The sequence below is a fragment of the Spirosoma panaciterrae DSM 21099 genome (genome assembly GCF_000374025.1).
GTDB lineage: Bacteria > Bacteroidota > Bacteroidia > Cytophagales > Spirosomataceae > Spirosoma > Spirosoma panaciterrae.
Genome location: NZ_KB893181.1, coordinates 98,890 through 117,826 on the forward strand (window position 1 = coordinate 98,890; position 18,937 = coordinate 117,826).

General features: G+C 50.7%; 15 protein-coding genes. 10 read left to right on the plus strand and 5 right to left on the minus strand.

Going from position 1 to position 18,937, the window contains the following annotated elements; translation table 11 throughout:
* The 3 genes from B153_RS0112425 (at window position 1) to B153_RS0112435 (ending at window position 7,256) form a co-directional block, all read left to right on the plus strand.
* The gene (locus B153_RS0112425) at window positions 1-3,453 is read left to right on the plus strand and encodes a TonB-dependent receptor (protein WP_020597041.1); all 3,453 of its coding nucleotides are present in this window, start codon (window positions 1-3) and stop codon (window positions 3,451-3,453) included.
* Window positions 3,454-3,506: 53 nt separating this feature from the next.
* Window positions 3,507-4,958, plus strand: a complete 1,452-nt coding sequence (locus B153_RS0112430) for a RagB/SusD family nutrient uptake outer membrane protein (RefSeq protein WP_020597042.1) — start codon at window positions 3,507-3,509, stop codon at window positions 4,956-4,958.
* Between the two features lie 219 nt (window positions 4,959-5,177).
* Window positions 5,178-7,256: an alpha-galactosidase gene (locus tag B153_RS0112435; protein ID WP_020597044.1), complete on the plus strand. Its 2,079-nt coding sequence runs from the start codon at window positions 5,178-5,180 to the stop codon at window positions 7,254-7,256.
* On the opposite strand, the gene B153_RS0112440 is transcribed toward B153_RS0112435, so the two are convergent.
* Both B153_RS0112440 and B153_RS0112445 read right to left on the minus strand, forming a co-directional pair.
* Complete coding sequence (locus B153_RS0112440) at window positions 7,249-8,886, minus strand: nitrilase-related carbon-nitrogen hydrolase (RefSeq protein ID WP_020597045.1); 1,638 nt, start codon at window positions 8,884-8,886, stop codon at window positions 7,249-7,251. The genes B153_RS0112435 and B153_RS0112440 overlap by 8 nt on opposite strands.
* Before the next feature lie 112 nt (window positions 8,887-8,998).
* Window positions 8,999-10,168, minus strand: a complete 1,170-nt coding sequence (locus tag B153_RS0112445; RefSeq protein WP_020597046.1) for a helix-turn-helix transcriptional regulator — start codon at window positions 10,166-10,168, stop codon at window positions 8,999-9,001.
* Between the two features lie 93 nt (window positions 10,169-10,261).
* Here B153_RS0112445 and B153_RS0112450 point away from each other — a divergent pair, with 93 nt between their 5' ends.
* Entirely contained in the window at window positions 10,262-11,158 is an 897-nt protein-coding gene (locus B153_RS0112450) for a LysR family transcriptional regulator (RefSeq protein ID WP_020597047.1), read from the plus strand.
* Here B153_RS0112450 and B153_RS0112455 read toward each other — a convergent pair.
* Complete coding sequence (locus B153_RS0112455; RefSeq protein ID WP_020597048.1) at window positions 11,143-13,008, minus strand: DUF6044 family protein; 1,866 nt, start codon at window positions 13,006-13,008, stop codon at window positions 11,143-11,145. The genes B153_RS0112450 and B153_RS0112455 overlap by 16 nt on opposite strands.
* 130 nt (window positions 13,009-13,138) lie before the next feature.
* Here B153_RS0112455 and B153_RS0112460 point away from each other — a divergent pair, with 130 nt between their 5' ends.
* On the plus strand, window positions 13,139-14,671 hold the full coding sequence (locus tag B153_RS0112460) for a M28 family peptidase (protein ID WP_020597049.1): 1,533 nt from the start codon (window positions 13,139-13,141) through the stop codon (window positions 14,669-14,671).
* A 122-nt stretch (window positions 14,672-14,793) separates the two neighbouring features.
* Entirely contained in the window at window positions 14,794-15,024 is a 231-nt protein-coding gene (locus B153_RS0112465) for a hypothetical protein (protein WP_020597050.1), read from the plus strand.
* A gap of 57 nt (window positions 15,025-15,081) precedes the next feature.
* Here B153_RS0112465 and B153_RS0112470 read toward each other — a convergent pair whose 3' ends face one another.
* Together B153_RS0112470 and purN are read right to left on the minus strand one after the other, a co-directional pair.
* Window positions 15,082-15,510, minus strand: a complete 429-nt coding sequence (locus tag B153_RS0112470) for a hypothetical protein (protein WP_020597051.1) — start codon at window positions 15,508-15,510, stop codon at window positions 15,082-15,084.
* Window positions 15,507-16,088 (minus strand): phosphoribosylglycinamide formyltransferase, encoded by a 582-nt coding sequence (purN, locus tag B153_RS0112475; protein ID WP_020597052.1) that lies wholly within the window; start codon window positions 16,086-16,088, stop codon window positions 15,507-15,509. Before purN ends, B153_RS0112470 begins: the two co-directional genes overlap by 4 nt.
* A 146-nt stretch (window positions 16,089-16,234) precedes the next feature.
* On the opposite strand from purN, the gene B153_RS0112480 reads away from it, so the two are divergent.
* The 4 genes from B153_RS0112480 to B153_RS0112495 are packed head-to-tail and all read left to right on the plus strand — an operon-like array spanning window position 16,235 to window position 18,927.
* Window positions 16,235-16,861: an ATP-binding cassette domain-containing protein gene (locus tag B153_RS0112480; RefSeq protein WP_020597053.1), complete on the plus strand. Its 627-nt coding sequence runs from the start codon at window positions 16,235-16,237 to the stop codon at window positions 16,859-16,861.
* Between the two features lie 30 nt (window positions 16,862-16,891).
* Window positions 16,892-17,593 (plus strand): peptidylprolyl isomerase, encoded by a 702-nt coding sequence (locus B153_RS0112485; RefSeq protein ID WP_020597054.1) that lies wholly within the window; start codon window positions 16,892-16,894, stop codon window positions 17,591-17,593.
* A gap of 36 nt (window positions 17,594-17,629) precedes the next feature.
* Entirely contained in the window at window positions 17,630-18,541 is a 912-nt protein-coding gene (locus B153_RS0112490) for an SDR family oxidoreductase (RefSeq protein ID WP_020597055.1), read from the plus strand.
* A complete protein-coding gene (locus tag B153_RS0112495) occupies window positions 18,538-18,927 on the plus strand; it encodes a tautomerase family protein (RefSeq protein ID WP_020597056.1) in 390 nt (129 codons plus the stop codon). The genes B153_RS0112490 and B153_RS0112495 overlap by 4 nt, the downstream gene beginning before the upstream one ends.
* The last annotated feature ends 10 nt before the right edge of the window (window positions 18,928-18,937 follow it).

Consider the following 18,937-nt stretch of genomic DNA (forward strand, 5'->3'; position numbering starts at 1 on the left):
ATGAAAACTTCGCTCGTGCAGGGCTGTTTGCTCATACTGTTTGCCGGTATGACGTACGCTACGACCGTCGATGCACAGTCACCACTGGATCGTCAGATTAGCCTGCAACTGACAGATGTGACCGTAAAAAACCTCCTGAAAACGATTGAACGCGAAGCCGATGTCGAGTTTATGTACAGCGACAAGATTATTCAGTCGCGCCGGAAAGTATCGCTTAATGTATCCAATGAGCGACTGGCTACGGTACTCGATAAACTGCTGCGCCCGCTGCAAATCAGTTATCAGTTGGCCGGAAAACGGATTCTGCTGAATGCGTCTTCTCCTGAAGCACTCTTACCTATCCAACTGATTCAAACACCTGCCAGCGTCGTTACAGATCGCGCCATTACAGGTACGGTTACTGACGAAACGGGAGACGGAATTCCCGGTGTGAGCGTCATTGTGAAAGGTACCCAGCGTGGCACAACGACCGATGTGCAGGGAGCTTATCGGCTAAACGTACCCGATGGTGGGTCGCCCGTACTGGTATTTAGCTTTGTCGGTTACCAAACGAAGGAAGTTCCGCTCGGCAACAACAGCCAGTTGTCGGTTCAGCTTCAAACGGACGATAAAACCCTCAGCGAAGTAGTCGTTGTGGGGTATGGCACGCAAAAGCGGGAGGCCGTCACAGCAGCTATTGCGTCGGTGCCCATGTCGGAGGTGAAAGACATGCCCGTATCGAATGCAGCTACGGCGTTACAGGGAAAAATTGCCGGGGTTATTGTTCAGCAGAACAACGGTACGCCAGGGAGTACACCCGCTATTAAAGTTCGGGGATTCGGCTCGATCAGTGCCGGTAACTCGCCCCTGATTGTAGTGGATGGAAACATTGTCGATGCCAGCATTTTCGGTCTGTTGAACACAAACGACATCGAAAGCATTGACGTACTGAAAGATGCATCTTCGGCAGCTATTTATGGCTCCAAAGGCTCGAATGGCGTAATTCTGGTAACCACCAAACGGGGTAAAAGCGGGAAGACCAATGTGAACCTGGACGTGTATACCGGGTTTCAGCAGATCACCAAAAAGATCGACCTGCTCAACTCGCAGCAGTTTGCCGAGTTTGGTAAAGAAGCGTCGAATACGGCTTATCTGGATAACGTTCCCGGTGCCAGCATTAATGACCCCAACAGTGTGCGGCCAAGTTCGTACCTGCGGTATCGCTATCCACGGGGTGAACTGTACGACTGGTTCAATTTCGATGATCCGACTAAGGTTGCCAATCTGCCCTATCACGACTACCAGGATATGATTTTCCGGCAGGCCGCTATCAGCAACTACCAGCTTTCGGTGTCGGGCGGAACGGATAAGGCGCGGTATCTGGTCAGTGGAGGGTATCTGAAGCAGGATGGGATTATCAAAGGCTCCAGCCTGGATCGGTACACCGTACGGGCTAATGTCGATGTGAATATCACTCCCCAACTGCGGGTTGGTTTAAACCTCAATCCGTCGTTTAAAAATCAGCAGGAGGTACTTTCGGATGGGCACTGGGCCAACAATGGGATTATCAATGCGGCTCTGTCAGCCATGCCCATGGCCCCCATTTACGCGGCCGATGGGGTGACCTACTCGTCGCAGACCGAACTAGCTGCACCCTACAATTACCCCGGTATCACCAACCCGATTGCCAATATCACCGAATATCATAGCAATTACCAGCAACTCAATTTGCTGGGTAACTCGTACCTGGAATATAATTTCCTGAAGGCTTTCAAATACCGGGCTACGGGCAATCTGAACTTTGCGGGCTACCGGCGCAATGCGTACCAGACCTCCCGGCTACCGCTCAACCAGTTGCTGCCACCGAATGCGGCTAAGGGTACGGCCACCTCAGAGCAGGGCATTAGCTGGTTGTTCAACCAGACGCTGACCTATACCAAAACCCTGAATGAGGTGCATAATCTGGATGTGCTGGTCGGGATGGAAGCGACTCGTTTTCAGTATCAGTACAGTTCCGGTACGGGTAGTTCGTATGCCAACGACGTAGTGGAAACACTCAATGCCAGCGCCAACGGAACTACATCGACCATTACCTCCAATCGCCGGGAAAATGCGTCGACGTCGTACTTCGCCCGGATCAACTACAACTACAAAAGCAAGTATCTGTTGAATGTGTCGGTTCGTCGGGATGGATCGTCAATCTTTGGGCCTGAGAATCGCTGGGGAAATTTCCCGGCGGCTTCGTTGGGCTGGCGCTTTAGCGAGGAGAATTTTATGAAAGGTATTCCCAGCCTGTCGGAAGCTAAGCTCCGGGTCAGCTATGGGCTTTCGGGAAACAACGCTTTCAGCGATTCGTATCCTTATGTAGCTACGCTGCGGTCGGATAACTATAGCTTCAACAATAACCTGGTTAATGGGTTGGCTCCGGGTTCGCTCGGTAACTCCAAGTTAGGTTGGGAGAAAAACCAGCAATTCGATGCCGGTATTGATCTGGGTCTGTTCAACAACCGCGTTTACCTGATTGTCGATTATTACAACCGCATTACCAAAGACCTGCTGCTGTCGGTCAATGTGCCTTCGCTAACCGGATTTACGTCGGCCGTGAAGAATATCGGTAAAATGGAGAACAAAGGCTGGGAGTTTTCGATCACGACGCGCAACATGACCGGAGCGTTTGTCTGGAATACCAGCGCTAACCTGTCGCTGAACCGCAACAAAGTGCTGGCACTTGGACCCACAGGCGATCCCATTCGGAGCAACAGCGGTGTCGATCAGACGAATATCACCCAGATTGGTTCGCCCATCGGTAGTTTCTATGGTTACAAACAGATCGGCATTTTCAAGAATCAGGCCGATCTGGACAGCTACCCGCACGATGCCACCGCCAAACCGGGCGATGTGAAATATGAAGACGTAAATGGCGATGGAAAAATCACTGCCGACGACCGGACCATTATCGGCAACAACCAGCCGAAGTTCATTTACGGCATGACCAACTCGTTTAGCTACAAAGGCTTCGACCTGAGCATTGCTATTCAGGGTACGCAGGGCGGACAGATTCTGAACCTAAGCCGTCGCTTCTTCGAAAATCTGGAAGGCAATGCCAACCAGATCACCACGGTACTCAACCGTTGGCGGTCGGAAAGTAATCCGGGTGATGGCGTAACGCCCCGTGCCAATGCCCGAACAACGGGAAACAACAATGCTGTATCGTCGCGCTGGGTGGAGGATGGTTCATACCTGCGGATTCAGAACCTGAGCCTGGGATATCAACTGCCGAAGGCGTTACTGAACAAAGCAAAAATTCAGCAGGCCCGCGTCTATCTGTCGGCTCAGAACCTGTATACCTGGACCAAGTACCTGAACTACAATCCGGAGGTGAGTAACTACGAGGGGCCGCTGACCGGTGGTGTCGATTACGGCTACTATCCATTGGCAAAGACCTTTACGATTGGTCTGAACTTAGGTTTTTAATGGAACGCATTGACGCCCAAAAGCCTCAATGGTAAACCCTACTGACAACAACAATGAAAGTATCTAAACTCTATATATCGCTGCTGTTCAGCCTGACACTCAGTTCATGCAGCAAAGAATTTCTGGACTTAAAACCCATCTCGTCGGCTACGTACGATAACTTTTACCGTACCGCCGACGATTTCAGAAATGCCATCAACGGTGCCTATGCTTCCCTACAGTCGGGTGGTGTTTTTGGCAACAGCTACGTTTTCGGTGATGTGGCTTCCGACAATACAGTACCCCCCGCTTCGGGTTCAGTAACGGACCAGGATGAGTTTGATCGGTTCTACATCCGAACGACCAATCCATTCATTTCCGGCCGGTGGAACGACAGTTATTCCGCCATTGCCCGCTTCAATACCATCCTGGAGAAAATTGGGCCAGTGTCGATCGATGAGACGCTGAAGAACCGCTACATAGCTGAAACCAAGTTTCTGCGGGCGCTGGTCTATTTCAATCTGGTGCGGACCTTTGGCGATGTACCGCTCGTGCTGAAATCCATCTCGAATCCCGACGAAGGGTATGAATACGGTCGGTCGCCGAAAGCGGATGTATACGCCCAGATTGAAAAAGACCTGACCGAAGCCGAAGGCGTATTGCCGGTTTCGTATGCAACGGCTGATATTGGCCGGGCTACGAAAGGAGCCGCTAAGGCGTTGCTGGGCAAAGTCTATCTGACCGAAAAGAAATACGCGCAGGCAGCCGCCAAACTGAAAGAAGTGATTGATCTGGGCGTGTACGATATTCTGCCCAACTATGCCGATGTCTTCAAAGTAAGTAACAAGAACAACAAGGAATCGGTGTTCGATGTGCAATACAAATCGGGTGGCGCGGGCGAAGGTAATTCGTGGCCGAATTCGTTTGCGCCCGAAAATTCGGGTAATGCCGTCATTGCGTTCGGGGGTGGGGGTAACAACCAGCCCACAGCCGATCTGATCAATTCGTATGAACCGGGCGATAAGCGGAAAGATGCTTCCTTAGCTACATCGTATGTGAATGCCAGCGGGCAAACCATTCCGTACAACTTTGTGAAGAAGTATTACGATACGCCAGCTACCAACGGTGATAATGGCAACAACATTCCGGTTATTCGCTATGCCGATGTGTTGCTGATGTATGCCGAAAGCCTGAACGAAGTAGGTTATCAGGCTAATGGCGACGCATTTACCTACCTGAACAAGATTCGTAACCGGGCGGGGCTGGCCAGCAAAACGGCTACCGATATTCCAACCCAGCAGGCGTTCCGGCTGGCGATGGAGCAGGAGCGCCGGGTCGAATTTGCTTTCGAAGGTCAGCGCTGGTATGATCTCGTTCGTACGGATCGGGCCATTCCGGTTCTGAACAGCAAAAAAGACCAGATTCGACTGGTAAATGTGTTGACCGAAAACAACCTGGTCGACCCAATTCCGCAAAGCCAGATCGATATCAATAAGTCGAAGATTCAGCAAAATCCGGGGTATTAAAGCCAGATTTGGATAGCGTAGTTGAATTCGTTGTTTGTCATCTCGACGCAGGAGAGATCGTAAAGCATCCTTACTAGAGGTAAACTTGAGATCTCTCCTGCGTCGAGATGACAAACAACGAATTTACTCAAATTGAATGCATTATAATAAACCACTCGAGAGGGGAACAGCCATGACCTGTTCCCTTTTTTGTAGTTGATTCGTATTCGAAATTGGTTCATGAAAACCTTACTTATCACGTACCTGCTACTTGGCATTTTGGGAGCCAGCTATGGACAGGCTGATCTAACCTCCTGTCAGGCCATTCGAAAAGGCGATACGCTCATTCTGGGCAACTCGATGATTCAGCGTACCTACCTGTTTCAGAATGGAAATCTTAGCTCGTTTGCCCTTCAGGATAAGCGGACGGGGAAGCAATGGACTCTGGCCAATAAAACCGCTGACTTTGTGTTACCTGCCAAAATGGGCGATCCGGCGAATGGAAGCTTTATGGTTAAATACATTGCCGGAACGAGCCGAACCCCTGCACATCTGGAAGCGGACGTTGTGGTATCGTTAGGAACCTTGTGGGTCAAGCGCGTCTTTCGTATCTATCCAAACTGCCCAGCCATTGCCTGCGATTACTATTTGAAGGGAACGGCATCCGATTGGCAGCAACAGGTACAACAAGCCTACGATGTCCGTAACCTTGAATCTCTGGCAACCCAGAAAGAGGGCGAAGCGAACACCGTTGTACTGGACCGACTGGCCCTGCCCGGACTTCACTGGAAAGGTAAATCGGTTGAATTTTTTGACGCTACCGATCAGAACAATACACTCGCTCAGGAATACACCCGACTGGCCTATCGGCAGGAAGTGCGCTTACGGGGAAATGTGTTGTTTCTGGACGAGGTAGGAACGGATGCAGGTATTTTCTGGCTCAAAGAAGCACCCGTTTCAGGCGTTCAACTCGCCTATCCCGGTTTCGATTTTTCCCTAAAATTCAACGAGATGCGGGCAGCCGGTATTGGCCTGTCGCCTTCGGATTTACGGGCCGATGAATGGGTACGTGGGTATAGTCTGGTGCTGGGCGTCTGGTCGGGTGGCGAAACCGGGCAGCTTATGGCGATTCGTTCGTATCAGCAGAATTTACGGATACGCCAGCCCAATCGCGATGAAATGATCCTGCTCAATACCTGGGGCGACCGGGGGCAGGATAAGAATATCAACGAAGCATTTGTGTTGCGCGAACTGGAATTAGGCCAAAAACTGGGTATTACCCATTTCCAGCTTGACGATGGCTGGCAACAAGGTAAAAGCGCCAATTCGGCCTTTCAGGGTGGAAGTTTTAAAGACATCTGGCGCAAACCCGACTACTGGCTACCCGACCCTAAGAAATTTCCGGCGGGTTTTAGCCGAATCATGGAAGAGGGGAAAAAACGAGGCATTACACTCTCAACCTGGTTCAATCCGAGTGTCGACAGTAGCTTTAAATACTGGGACCGGGATGCACAGGTGATGATCGATCAGTACAAGCAGTATGGCATTCGGATGTGGAAGATCGATGGGGTACGCATTGCCGATAAGCAGGCCGAAATCAATTTCCGGAAAATGCTCGATACGGTTATGGCCAGTACCAAAGGCGAAGCGGTATTTAATCTGGACGTAACGGCTGGCCGACGATTTGGGTACCATTATTTTTATGAATATGGCAACCTGTTTCTGGAAAACCGCTATACCGACTGGGGCAATTATTATCCGCATTTCACCTTACGCAATCTGTGGATGCTGGCCCGGTACGTACCCCCTCAGCGCTTGCAGATCGAGTTTTTGAACAAATGGCGGAATCAGGATCGTTACCCCAAAGGCGACTCGTTTAGTCCCGCAAACTATCCGTTCGACTATCTGTTTGCCATAACCATGCCGGCGCAACCGTTAGCCTGGATGGAAGCCCGTAATTTACCAACCGAAGCCTTTGCCATTACCGACCTGATCAGTGCCTATAAAAAACATTGGTGGGCATGGCACAGCGGCCAGATATTCCCAATTGGTCATGAACCCTCAGGTACAAGCTGGACCGGCTTTCAATCCATTTCTGAAAACGAATCGACCGGGTATGTACTGATTTTTCGGGAGCAGAACAAGACCGATACCACCCGGCTAAAGCTCATGAAACTGGCACCCGGAACCTATCAGTTTACGCACCTGATGGGGCAGGGAAAGAGCTTCCGGCTGGCCGTAGCCGCCAGTGGTGATGTGGCCTTTACACTACCGCAACCAAAGGCATTTGGCTTTTATCGGTATGAACGGGTTAAGTGATACGGGTAAGCCCTAGCCTGTTTGGTAACCTGTTCAGCCCGACTCGTAGGATAAATACAGCCAGCAGTGCCATAGCCGCATAAGCCAGCCAGTCGCCAAAGCGGCTGTATAAGGTAGGAACGCTTTGAACGGGTACACGAGCCACAGTCAGGTTGTCGCCGGGTGAGTAGGCATTGTGACTTGCCAGAATCTTACCCCTGTAATCGGTGAAGATCGACAAGCCTCCGCTTACCTGCCGTACTAGTGAGCAACCATTCTCTACCGCCCGGAATACGGCCATGTAGCTGTGGTAAGGAGCGATGGCATGCCAGTCGCCGGAGGGCAACAGCAGGAGTCCTACTCGCTTTTGACCCAGTTGCTGCATGGTTGTAGCATGGTCAGCATCGTAACAGATCGACGGGGCAAGGGTCCCGTAGGGGGTAGCTAGTGCCGGAATCTGGCCATTGCCGGGGCGGCTCGGTTCGGCAATCGGTACAGGATGGTTTTTGTGAAACACGTTAGCAATCCGACCTGCCGGGTCAAGCAGCACCGTTTTGTTTTCCAGAAAAGGGCGAACACTGTGCCCATCAGCTGCCATAATGGGACCTGGATGCAATACACCAATGGGCATCAATAGGTACACCCGGTTTCGGGCAGCAAAGGCGCTACCCTGCGCCAGCAGTGCCGGTTCGTCCGCTTTGAGCAAGAGTAGATTCCCTTCCGACCATAAAACCAGTTGAGCGCCTTTGTCCACAGCTCGCTGTGAGAGGTGGAATAAGCTATCCTGTACCTGTTGCAGGGCGGCTTGCCCGCGTGGAAAGTGGCCCGCCTGCCTGACGAAGGCGATCAGCCCCCGATTGGCTTCCTGCAATGGTGCCGACCCCGGTGCTGATTTGGGATCAATATGGATTGTTTTTCCGGTAGCATCCTGATAGAGCGCTTCCAGCACGGGTAAATTGGGTACAGTAACACCACCCACCGTCAGTTGCGGAGCCTGGAATACCTGGTTGGTATAATAGCGAGCAGCACCGTAGATCAGCACAAGTACGAATACCGCAGCGTAGAGGCTCATACCCAGCCGAAAGGGGCGTCCTGTCTGCCGAGCTTGCACGGCCCAGACTGTTACCGACGCGAACCAGTACAGCAGGAATGTAATTCCCCAAAGCCCCGTCACCGACACTAGCTGAACCAGCCACGGAAAAGCGTATTGCGTATTAACAACGGAGGCAAATGTACCGATGTCGCCCTGTGCTTCTAAAAACTCCCGTACCGTCCAGAGAGCAGGGAAAGCCAGTGTCCAGATGAAAGCGGTCTGTCCCCGCACCAGCCAGCGGTGTAGCGCGTAAAGTAAAGCCGTTTTGCCAGCGTCGAGCAGGATTACGGCCAGCATGATAAACCAGGGAAAGGGCATGACGTCGAGGTTAGCCAATACGTTGGCAGGTACCAGCGCCAGGATGAGCCAAAGCCATTTGTACCGGGTAGTCGTGTGTTGTACGTAATACAAAAAAAAGACGGGAGCGAACCAGGCGGCTGCCGGGACAAGCCACTTGGGCGACAGCAGCAGCGTACAGACAGCCCCGGCCAGTAGCAAAGCCGCAGAAAGCAGTGAGCCGGATAGGCCTATGGAGCGCAGGTTGATCAAGCGTTGCATGGAGTTAATTGGTAAGGTTCCAGGCAAAGGTGATGGGCGTCTCCTCATGATTTCGACCGACTTTCGGAAGTCGAACGCATTTTTGTCCGTTCGACTTTAGGGCAACAGAAAGTCAAACGTCGTTCGCCCGTTTTCTGAAGTCGCTGGGTGTCTGGCCGGTATATTTTCTGAACAGGGTATTGAACGACGATTTGGAGTTGAAGCCTACCTGATAGAGCACTTCCAGTACCGTAAGTTTGGCATCAGACGATTGACTCAACAAGCGTTTGGCCTCGTCGATGCGGTATCGGTTGATATAATCAAAAAAGTGCTGGCCTAATCCTTCGTTCAGGGCGACCGAAAGCACTTTTGGCCGGACTCCCAGCCGACTGGCTAGCTGGTCGAGCGTTAACTCCGGCTCTAAATAGGGCTTGTGGGTAGCCATATAGTTGGCTAGCTGATTGAGGATCGGGGTGTGGTTTGAAGCCGGTAGTTCAACCCGACCATCTGAATCGTGAGAGGCTGGTCGATCCCGGCGCGATACGTTTTCCAGATCTTCGGCTGCTAATCCGGCAAACAATTCGGGCGAGCGAAGGGCCCGGAGTAAAAAGCGATTGATAAACCACAGCAGTGCCAGCAGTAAGGCGATCAGTACCAGTAGTTCGTAAGTAACCAAAGGCGTATACGCGATGGCCGTACGAACCAGGCTAAGCAGAAAAAACAGCAGAAAGAAAAGAAGGGTATAGGAAAGCCAGTTCAGGTTCTTGTTCTGAACAGCCGAAAACTGATTAGTTAGTGCGCGTTTATAGCGGCTAAGCAGGCGTAGCGATACCAATAGATAGGTGAAGAAATGGGCAAGAATCAGTGCGGATACCATGTAAAACGCTGGTGGAAGCTGCTGATCCAGAATGTCGCGCAGAATTTGCCGTTGCTGTTCTATCGGTTGCTCATGATAAGCAGCCAGTGAGGTAGCGGTTAGCAGAACAAAGGGTAATCCATGCAGCCAATAGTACCAGCGTGGGCGAAAATCGCGGTAAATCACGGACTTTGTGTGTAGCCAGAGTAGCGGCCCAAAAAGCAGTACCAGGTCAGTGCCCCAGAGTCCCCAGGCCGGGTAGTTGAAATAGACGCCCTTAACCAGCAGCAAGGTATCGAGCAGGTTCAGACCCAGTGCCGCAAAGAAGCTGCCCAGCAGACCATTGCTGATTCGTTTGCCCCGGTCCAATGTGACTAGAAACAGGCTGACAAACAGCAACTGAAAAATCAGGAAGCATAGCAGTACATCCGTAAACCCAAACGACATATAACAGAGACTTTGACCTGGTTCGCTATCAAATATCGGCATTTGCAGACAGACAGCTACCTTTGCCCTACTTAATCGTAGTTCTGGACTCGTATGCTATCCTTCCGCCTGAATGTTTTTTATACCGTTGCCAAGCGACTGAGTTTCACCAAAGCAGCCGCTGAGTTGTATGTCACGCAGCCTGCCGTAACGAAACACATTCAGGAGCTTGAACATCAGTTTGGAACCGCTCTGTTCGACCGTCGGGGCAATCAGATCAGCCTGACAGCCGCCGGGAATATTCTGCTTCGCCATGCCGAAACCATCATGGCAACCTACCGCCAGCTTGAGTTCGATATGAACGCCCTCAAAGGCGAATCGAGAGGGTCTTTGCGGGTAGGGGCCAGTACGACTGTCGCGCAATACGTGATTCCGCCTGTACTGGCGCGTTTTCATGAACAATCTGCCGATGTAGCCATCTCGCTGTTGAGTGGAAATACGGAACAGATTGAACAGCAGTTGCTCAACGATGAAATTGACCTGGGGCTGGTAGAAGGCCGAACGCACCATAGTGATATTCGCTATACACCATTTGTAAAAGATGAGCTGGTGCTGATCTGCCGGGCCGATCATTCGTTGGCTAATCGCGACGAGATTACGCTGGAAGAGCTGCGAGCTATTCCAGTCGTTTTGCGCGAGCGGGGGTCTGGCTCGCTCGAAGTGATTGAACATGCGTTAAGGGGCGTGGGCATTCGGCTGTCTGACCTGACCGTAGAAATGCATTTAGGAAGTACGGAAAGCATTAAATCATACCTCAGCAATTCACGCTGCATGGCGTTTATTTCTGTTTTTGCAGTCCAGCAGGAATTACAGGCCGGTACGCTGAAAGTGCTCGATGTGCAGGGGCTTACTATCGAACGGGATTTGTATTCCATCCAATTGCAGGGGGTTAGCGAAGGGCTCGCCGACACGTTCATGCGCTTTGCCCGCCAGCACTACAAGCGAGGGTAAGTAGTCTGGAGTAAAGGCCTACGAGTAGAGTTACCCGCTGCCCTTACCCCTTTGCTCCAGACTACTTTGTATAACCAAATTCGCCAGTAGCTTTCGGGTTCATCAAAGACTTTGGTTAACCGCAGCCGATTGGCCGTAGCATTTAGAATCGGTACAGCCGAAATCACGTATTGCCCATTGAGCGACGTCATAGCCTGGGTGTCGATCTGTAAATGGCTGACGGAACGGTGCTGCGTTTTCCCAAACAGATAATTCATCCCCAGTTCAGCCGTGTATAAATAGGCTCGGCACGCGTAGGCATCGTAATAAACCCGCATTTGCCGGGTGCCTTTGGCGAGTTCGGTAGCGATGATCTTTCGAAAGGCGTGTTTGTACGCTAAGGGGTAATTGTTCTGGTAACTATCGAGCGTATAAAACCCATTAAACTGGGCAACGGATGGGTGCATGCCCAGGCAGATGACGCGGTAACTGGACGGAGCCTGACCAATATAATCACGAATCTGGGTGAACTGCTTTTCGGCAAAAAATGCCCGAAACGATGGGTATTGCGCTTCGGTAATCAGCCCAGCCGATTTGCCAATGTTGATGCGCCATTCTTTATTCGCAAGGATCATGAGCGCGAACTGCAAGGCCAGAAACAGCGAAACCACGTTCGAAGGCTGATTTCCACCTCCTCGCTCCAGTCGCCCTGCTCCAGTCAACCTGTTTCCCGTTCCCAGCTCTCTGAGGGCCATGGCAAAGAGGATGAACCAGAGCGTTGGAAGCAGAAAGTAGAAACGATCAAACTGAAATACACGAAACTCAAGGCCCAAGGTACTATCCCCCAACCCAACAACAAGATAGTGGTAAAACCCATGAATCAGACAAATAAGTACCGCCAGCATAGGCAACCCGGCCAGCCACCAGACAGCGTTGGAATTGCCCCGCCGATAGGCTTTCCAGCCACTCAGTCCGGCCGCTATCAGAATACCCAGCGTCAGGAAAGCGCCTGTATTGAACATCGGCCACAAAAATAAATCGGCGCTCCGGCGCACACTGTCCATAAGGCGCATCGAACGTAGCTGACTATAATCGAACTCAACGCGTTGGGAGATATAGGTTTGGTGAACAAAGCCGTAAATCAGTTCCCACTCACTGGCCAGGTAGAGCAAGGAGAGCGTGAGTAGACCGTTTAGATAGGGCCAGTTCAGTTGTCGATTTCTAAGCATATGAACCAGTCCCAAAACCCCCATAGCAACGCAAACGAAGAGGCCCGCCCAGACGAAGAACGAATAGAACGGGAACAAAAGAATAATAGCCCAGTCGGTCCAGCGTGCCCGGTTCATCAGAAGATTGAGAAACGCAAACAGCAGCAGGGGCTGACCCGTAACCGATGCACCATGAACGATGTAGCAGGGAACCAGGGCAAACAAAAATGCAATAGCTACCCGGATAAAGGCCCAGATGGGCTCCTGCAAAATGTATCGGCGCAGCAAGGCATACATACCCCAGAAGCCAATGCCATGCACAGCCGCAAAATTGACAACCTGAGCTACGTAGGGCGGAAAGGCCCAGAACGACAGTACTTCAAAATTTAATCCTGTCCGGAATGCGGAGCGTGGTATGCCCCGAAACGGACCACCGCTCATCATATTTGGAATAAAGGTACTCAGATCAAAATTGAAGGCAGTACGGGTTAATTTGAGCAGATAGAGGTAAAGAAAATCGCTGTCCAGATTATCGTGGATCGTCAGGTAAGCACCTTCGCCAAGCCAGATGTACGGCAAAACATACAAGCCTAACAAACCTATGGCAATGAACAGATACGTTCTTTCAGAAATGGAATAACTCGTTTTGGTAGAAGAGGGCATAATCAACTAACCTGATAGATTGTCAAAATCTACTAGATGGAAGGGGACGAAAATACTGAAATTTGGCGATATGGCGGGACTGCCAGTGGGCATGAGGCTTTTTTGTACTTTTACGGCAAATCCAATCATCATGCAAACGTCTGCTAGCCTTATTTTATGGGCTGGGTTAACGCTCACCGCATTTTCGGTTCATGCACAAACCCGACCAACTAAAGTTGTAAAATACAGCCTTCCTGAAGCCTCAATCTCCCGAACGGAAGTAGAAGTCCATATGCGGTTTCTGGCGTCTGATGAATTACAGGGGCGTCGGACGGGCGAACCTGGCAATCGAACAGCCGCCCGATACATTGCTGAACAGTTTCGGCTACTAGGTCTTAAACCCGCAGCTGGTACCGACAGTCAGCCAGATTATCTTCAACCTATAAACCTTGAAAAAGCGAGGTCCGCTACGTCGGCCTCACTCCTGATTGGAAAAGATACACTCCTGATTGGCAAACAACTGGTTGTCATGTCGGGAGCACCAACTAACATTTCAGGAGAGGTAATTTATGTGGGCTATGGCTTGACGGATGGTGAAGATGGATATAAGGGCCGGGACGTGAAAGGGCGAATTGTGGTAGCGCAGGGTGGTTCGCCCGAAGCCAAAGGGCCTGGCGATATTATTCGGGCGGCCTCCGAAAAACGGAAAATGGCAACCCAAAAAGGGGCAGCTGCGCTCATTGAACTGTACAGTGAAGCCATGCCCTGGGGTTTTGTGAGCCAGTACTTTAGCCGTGAGCAACTGACAATGGCTACCTCAGCCGACGGCAAAACTCCCCTAACGCATGTATGGGTCAACAACGCCAATAATCAGTATAAGCAACTGAAGGAAGCTGGACAGATGGTAACCTTACGCACTTCGGGCCGTCTGCAGACGATTACCTCGTCGGCCAATGTAGCAGGAATAATTGAGGGGGCCGATCCTAAACTGAAGAACGAATATGTCATTTTATCAGCCCATTTCGACCATGTTGGCGTTGGGCAGCAGGGAGGAAACACGTACCAGCCTACCGATAGTATTTTTAACGGTGCCCGTGATAATGCCATTGGCGTAGTTGCTTTACTGGAGTCGGCTAAAACGCTAATGCAGCAGCGGCCAAAGCGTTCCGTACTCGTATTGGCACTGACTGGCGAAGAGGTTGGCCTTCTGGGTAGCCGTTATTATGCCGAGCATCCACTGGTACCCTTAAAGCAAACCATTTTTGATCTTAATTCGGACGGTGCCGGTTACAATGATACAACCGTGGTATCAGTCATAGGGCTAGAACGAACGGGGGCTAAGACCGAAATTGAAGCAGGTGCCAAAGCTTTTGGGCTGGGTGTTTTTGCCGAGCCTGCTCCCGAACAAGGCCTGTTTGACCGATCAGATAACGTTCAGTTTGCTGCCAAAGGCATCCCGGCCCCGACATTCTCGGCTGGTTTCAAAACGTTTGATGCGGCCATTGGCAAATACTACCATCAGGCCATAGATAATCCCGAATCGCTGGATTTTAACTATGTGCTTCGATTTTGCCAGGCTTACGCCCGCGCAGCTCGATTAATTGCAGATCGGGCAACACGCCCCCAATGGTCGGCAGGCGATAAGTACGAAGCGGCCGGGAAAGCGTTATATGGACAACAGTAGAGTTCTACCAATCACGCTTTTATCAACGTAATGAACCAATTAACCCGGATTGAAACCGTTTGACGGCCTGGAAAACTAAATGGCTGGCCGCTACGTTTATAAATTAGTAAAGACACCCTGTTATGCTACTCAAATATCTCTTCATTATCACGCTGATTATTCTGTTCGTCCCGCCAGTGCGTCGATTTGTATTTTACTTACTGGTTGGTCGCCAACTGGTTAAAGAGCAAAAACGGCAGGGCGATGTTCGGGGAAGTCGTCGGGAAGGAGATGTCCGCGTAGAGAACCGACCGAAAGAAAACGGTTCCCGTTTCAAAGGTGGGGATTATGTGGATTATGAAGAGGTCAAATAGATAGACTCAATTTTTAATTGAAATAAAATGTCCGCTGGGTATTCCCCAGCGGACATTTTATTTGGCCGTTGTTTCTTCTTCTTTTTTGTATTTCACAGCCAGACCCGTCATAATATAGCCGTTGTCGGTCATGGATGTGTAGTAGGTGTATTTGACCGCTACCAACGCATCGGCGCCAATGTTTTTGGCCTGTAGGGTCAGGCGGGCCAGCATCAGTTCTTTTTGCTGCATGTCGTTCCCCCGGCTCAGCATTCGTTTGTTGCGCTCGTCCAGTTGCCGGGCTGAGAGTTGTACCTCGCCTTTTACTTCTAAGTCCTGCAAGGGGTCGAAAGGGCGAGCGGGCCGTTGATTTTCGTAGAACACATCGACCGGGTAATGCGTCTTGTTCTGAAGATAAAGAACAGGCCGGAAGCAACTGCTCAGGAGGGCCGAAATAAACAGCGCGCCCATTAACCCAATGGTTTTATTTTCTGTAAAATTCTTCATCTCATCAACACATCTTCTACCACTCGTGGATAATGCAGGTGTTCCAATATCTGAACCTTTTGGGCTACGTCCTCGGGGGAGTCGGTTGGTAAAACCGGGCAACTGGCCTGAAAAATAATCTGCCCTTCGTCGTAGCGCTCGTTTACATAATGAATCGTAATGCCCGACTCGGTTTCGCTGGCCGCTACAACCGCTTCGTGAACAAAGTGGCCATACATGCCCTTACCTCCAAATTTAGGTAATAACGCCGGGTGGATGTTAATAATTTTATTGGGAAAAGCCTGGACCAATTTGCTGGGCATCAGCCACATAAAGCCTGCCAGTACGATTAAGTCAATGGATTGGTTCAGGAGCAGTTGGGTGATCCGGTCGGTATCGTAAAACGTTTGCCGGTCAAAGAGCAAAACCGGGGTGTGCAACTGGGTTCCGAATCCACGGCGGGCCCGATCAATAACCCCCGCTTTAGGGTTGTTCGATGCAATCAATGAAATCTCAACGCTGGCATTATCAGCAAAATACGCAGCAATTTTCTCGGCGTTGGAGCCGGAGCCAGAAGCAAACAGGGCGATTCGTTTCAAAGGATATAAAAGTCAGCACACATCAGAGATAATCATTACGCCAGTGGTAACTTCATGTTTCGTAGAAACTGGCCACCATTGGCTAACGACTAACGGCCCGAAATTACAACTTTTGCCTATTTTTGTGGGTATTAGCTTCTATTTCTATGCTGGCGACCAACCAACTTTCCTTTGCATATAATCCCACTAAGCAGTTTACGTTTCCCGATGTGTACTGCGCCAATCGGGAAGCACTCCTGATTCTGGGTCGGTCGGGAACGGGTAAAACAACGTTCCTGCACCTGCTGGCATTGTTGCTGAAGCCCAAAAGCGGCTCGGTTACCATCGACGAAACCGACCTGACCAAGTTGAGCGTATCCGAAACAGCCGCTTTTCGGGCCAAACACGTGGGTATTGTTTTCCAGAAACCTCATTTTGTTAGCTCGTTATCTGTGCTTGACAATCTGCTACTGGCCAATTATTTAGCTGGTAAATCGCAGGATAAAGCGCGCGCAAAGGAACTAGCCGGCCAATTAGGGTTCGGTGATCATCTGGATAAAAAAACGCATCAGCTCAGCCAGGGCGAACAGCAACGGGTCAGCATAGCCCGGGCCGTTATGAATCAGCCCGGAGTTATTCTGGCCGATGAACCAACGTCTAGCCTTGATGATGAAAATACGGGGCGGGTCGTGCAACTCCTGCGCGAACAGTCGGAGCAGATTGGGGCCAGCCTGATTGTGGTCACCCACGACCAGCGTTTGAAAGATGCCTTTCAGAATCGTGTCGCCTTGTAATTATTTCTGGATTCTGATTCGCAACGAACTATGCGCCTTTATCTCATTCTCTTTTTATTGATTTCTACCACGCTTCTGGGCCAGAACCGGAAGAAAAAAGATTATCTGGTTACCCTGACAACGCCCTACGGCCCTATGCGGTTGGTGCTGTACGATCAGACACCGAAACATAAAGACAATTTCATCAAACTGGTCGATCAGAAGTTTTACGACAGCCTTTTGTTTCATCGCATTATTCCCCTGTTTATGATCCAGGGTGGTGATCCAAACTCACGTAAAGCCAAAGCGGGTGATCCACTCGGTAGTGGTAGCATTGGCGAACGTATACCAGCCGAGTTTGTACCGACGCTCTTTCATAAAAAAGGAGCATTGGCGGCCGCTCGCGACAACAATCCCGAAAAAGCGTCGAGTGCCTGCCAGTTTTATATTGTACAGGGTCGGGTTTGGGATGAAACGGCACTTCAAAAGCAGGTTGAACGTATTCAGACCATGAAAGGCCACGTACCAACCGACGAGCAGAAACAGGTGTACAAAACGCTTGGGGGCGCTCCCCATCTGGACGGTAACTATACTGTTTTTGGCGAGGTAATTGATGGACTGGCCATAGTGGATAGTATTGCCAAACAACCCCGCGACGAAATGGACCGCCCGGTCAAGGACGTTCGTATGAGCATGAAAGGCGATTGGGTGAAGAAAAAGAAAATAACGAAACAATATCATTACCAGTATTAGGAGCGGGGAGCGAGTAATACTGGTATAGGCATACTTATGAAAAGAATTCTTATTACTGGGGCCAATGGCCTGTTGGGGCAGAAACTGGTCGACTTATTGACGAAGCAACCGAACGTTGACCTGATTGCAACTGCTCGTGGTGCCAATCGACTACCGTATGCTGATGGGTATACCTATCGATCCATGGACATTACGGATCGGCAGGAAGTGCTGGCTATAATTGGTGAGGTAAAACCCGACGTGGTTATCCACGGAGCCGCCATGACCGATGTGGATAAGTGCGAAGTTCAGAAAGATGCCTGTTGGGCGCAGAACGTCCATGCGGTTGAATACATCGTTGAAGCCTGCCGGGCCACCAATGCCTTTCTGGTGCACGTTTCGACGGACTTTATCTTCGATGGCGCGGCTGGCCCTTACGACGAAACCGCCGAAGCAAACCCAATCAGTTTTTATGGCTGGAGCAAGCAGGCTGGCGAATCGGTGGTCAGGCATTCCGATTTACGGTGGGCCATTGCCCGGACTGTCCTCGTCTATGGCATTGCTCATGACATGAGCCGTAGTAACATTATCTTGTGGGTCAAGAAATCGCTGGAAGACGGTAAGAATATTAAAGTTGTTACGGACCAATGGCGGAGCCCAACCCTGGCCGAAGATCTGGCCATGGGCTGCTACCTGATTGCCGATAAAGAAGCGGAAGGTATTTTTAATATTTCGGGCAAAGAAGTACTGACCCCGTATGAAATGGCCATCAAAACCGCCGATTACTTTGGTCTTGATACGTCATTGATTGCTCAGGCAGATGCCTCTACATTCACGCAGGTAGCCCGTCGGCCACCGCGTACGGGCTTTATACTGGATAAATCCCGTACCGTTTTGGGATACGATCCGCACAGTTTTGAAGAAGGGATCGCTGTGCTGGCTAGCCAACTCAAGCCGAAGGAAGCATGAGCCAGGTGAAAATTTACGGGGTGCGCGAGCATCTGTTACCCATCCGGAAACTGTTGTCCGATGCCATTCATGCGTGTGTGGTCGAAGCCCTTCAGTTTCCGGAAAACAAGCGTGCACACCGTTTTTTCTATCTCGACAACGAAGATTTTTTCCGACCGGCTACCGCATCAGAGCGGTACATTATCCTGGAGTTTCTAATGATGGAGGGCCGTACTGTCGATACGAAGAAAAAGCTTATTCACCTACTCTATGAACGAGTCTGCCCGGTGGCTCATATACCTGTTACCGACCTCGAAATCTGCATTCTGGAAAGTCCGGCATATAACTGGGGCTTTCGGGGAATGACAGGTGACGAGATTACGCTAAATTATAAAGTCAACGTCTGATTTTGGGTAC

Bases quoted from the DNA above. Each gene is read 5' to 3' on its own strand.
- B153_RS0112495 (WP_020597056.1), top strand. From the start codon at position 18,538: ATGAGCCAGGTGAAAATTTACGGGGTGCGCGAGCATCTGTTACCCATC.
- B153_RS0112425 (WP_020597041.1), top strand. From the start codon at position 1: ATGAAAACTTCGCTCGTGCAGGGCTGTTTGCTCATACTGTTTGCCGGT.
- B153_RS0112485 (WP_020597054.1), top strand. From the start codon at position 16,892: ATGCGCCTTTATCTCATTCTCTTTTTATTGATTTCTACCACGCTTCTG.
- B153_RS0112450 (WP_020597047.1), top strand. From the start codon at position 10,262: ATGCTATCCTTCCGCCTGAATGTTTTTTATACCGTTGCCAAGCGACTG.
- B153_RS0112480 (WP_020597053.1), top strand. From the start codon at position 16,235: ATGCTGGCGACCAACCAACTTTCCTTTGCATATAATCCCACTAAGCAG.
- B153_RS0112455 (WP_020597048.1), bottom strand. From the start codon at position 13,008: ATGCCCTCTTCTACCAAAACGAGTTATTCCATTTCTGAAAGAACGTAT.
- B153_RS0112435 (WP_020597044.1), top strand. From the start codon at position 5,178: ATGAAAACCTTACTTATCACGTACCTGCTACTTGGCATTTTGGGAGCC.
- B153_RS0112440 (WP_020597045.1), bottom strand. From the start codon at position 8,886: ATGCAACGCTTGATCAACCTGCGCTCCATAGGCCTATCCGGCTCACTG.
- B153_RS0112445 (WP_020597046.1), bottom strand. From the start codon at position 10,168: ATGTCGTTTGGGTTTACGGATGTACTGCTATGCTTCCTGATTTTTCAG.
- B153_RS0112460 (WP_020597049.1), top strand. From the start codon at position 13,139: ATGCAAACGTCTGCTAGCCTTATTTTATGGGCTGGGTTAACGCTCACC.
- B153_RS0112465 (WP_020597050.1), top strand. From the start codon at position 14,794: ATGCTACTCAAATATCTCTTCATTATCACGCTGATTATTCTGTTCGTC.
- B153_RS0112490 (WP_020597055.1), top strand. From the start codon at position 17,630: ATGAAAAGAATTCTTATTACTGGGGCCAATGGCCTGTTGGGGCAGAAA.
- B153_RS0112470 (WP_020597051.1), bottom strand. From the start codon at position 15,510: ATGAAGAATTTTACAGAAAATAAAACCATTGGGTTAATGGGCGCGCTG.
- B153_RS0112430 (WP_020597042.1), top strand. From the start codon at position 3,507: ATGAAAGTATCTAAACTCTATATATCGCTGCTGTTCAGCCTGACACTC.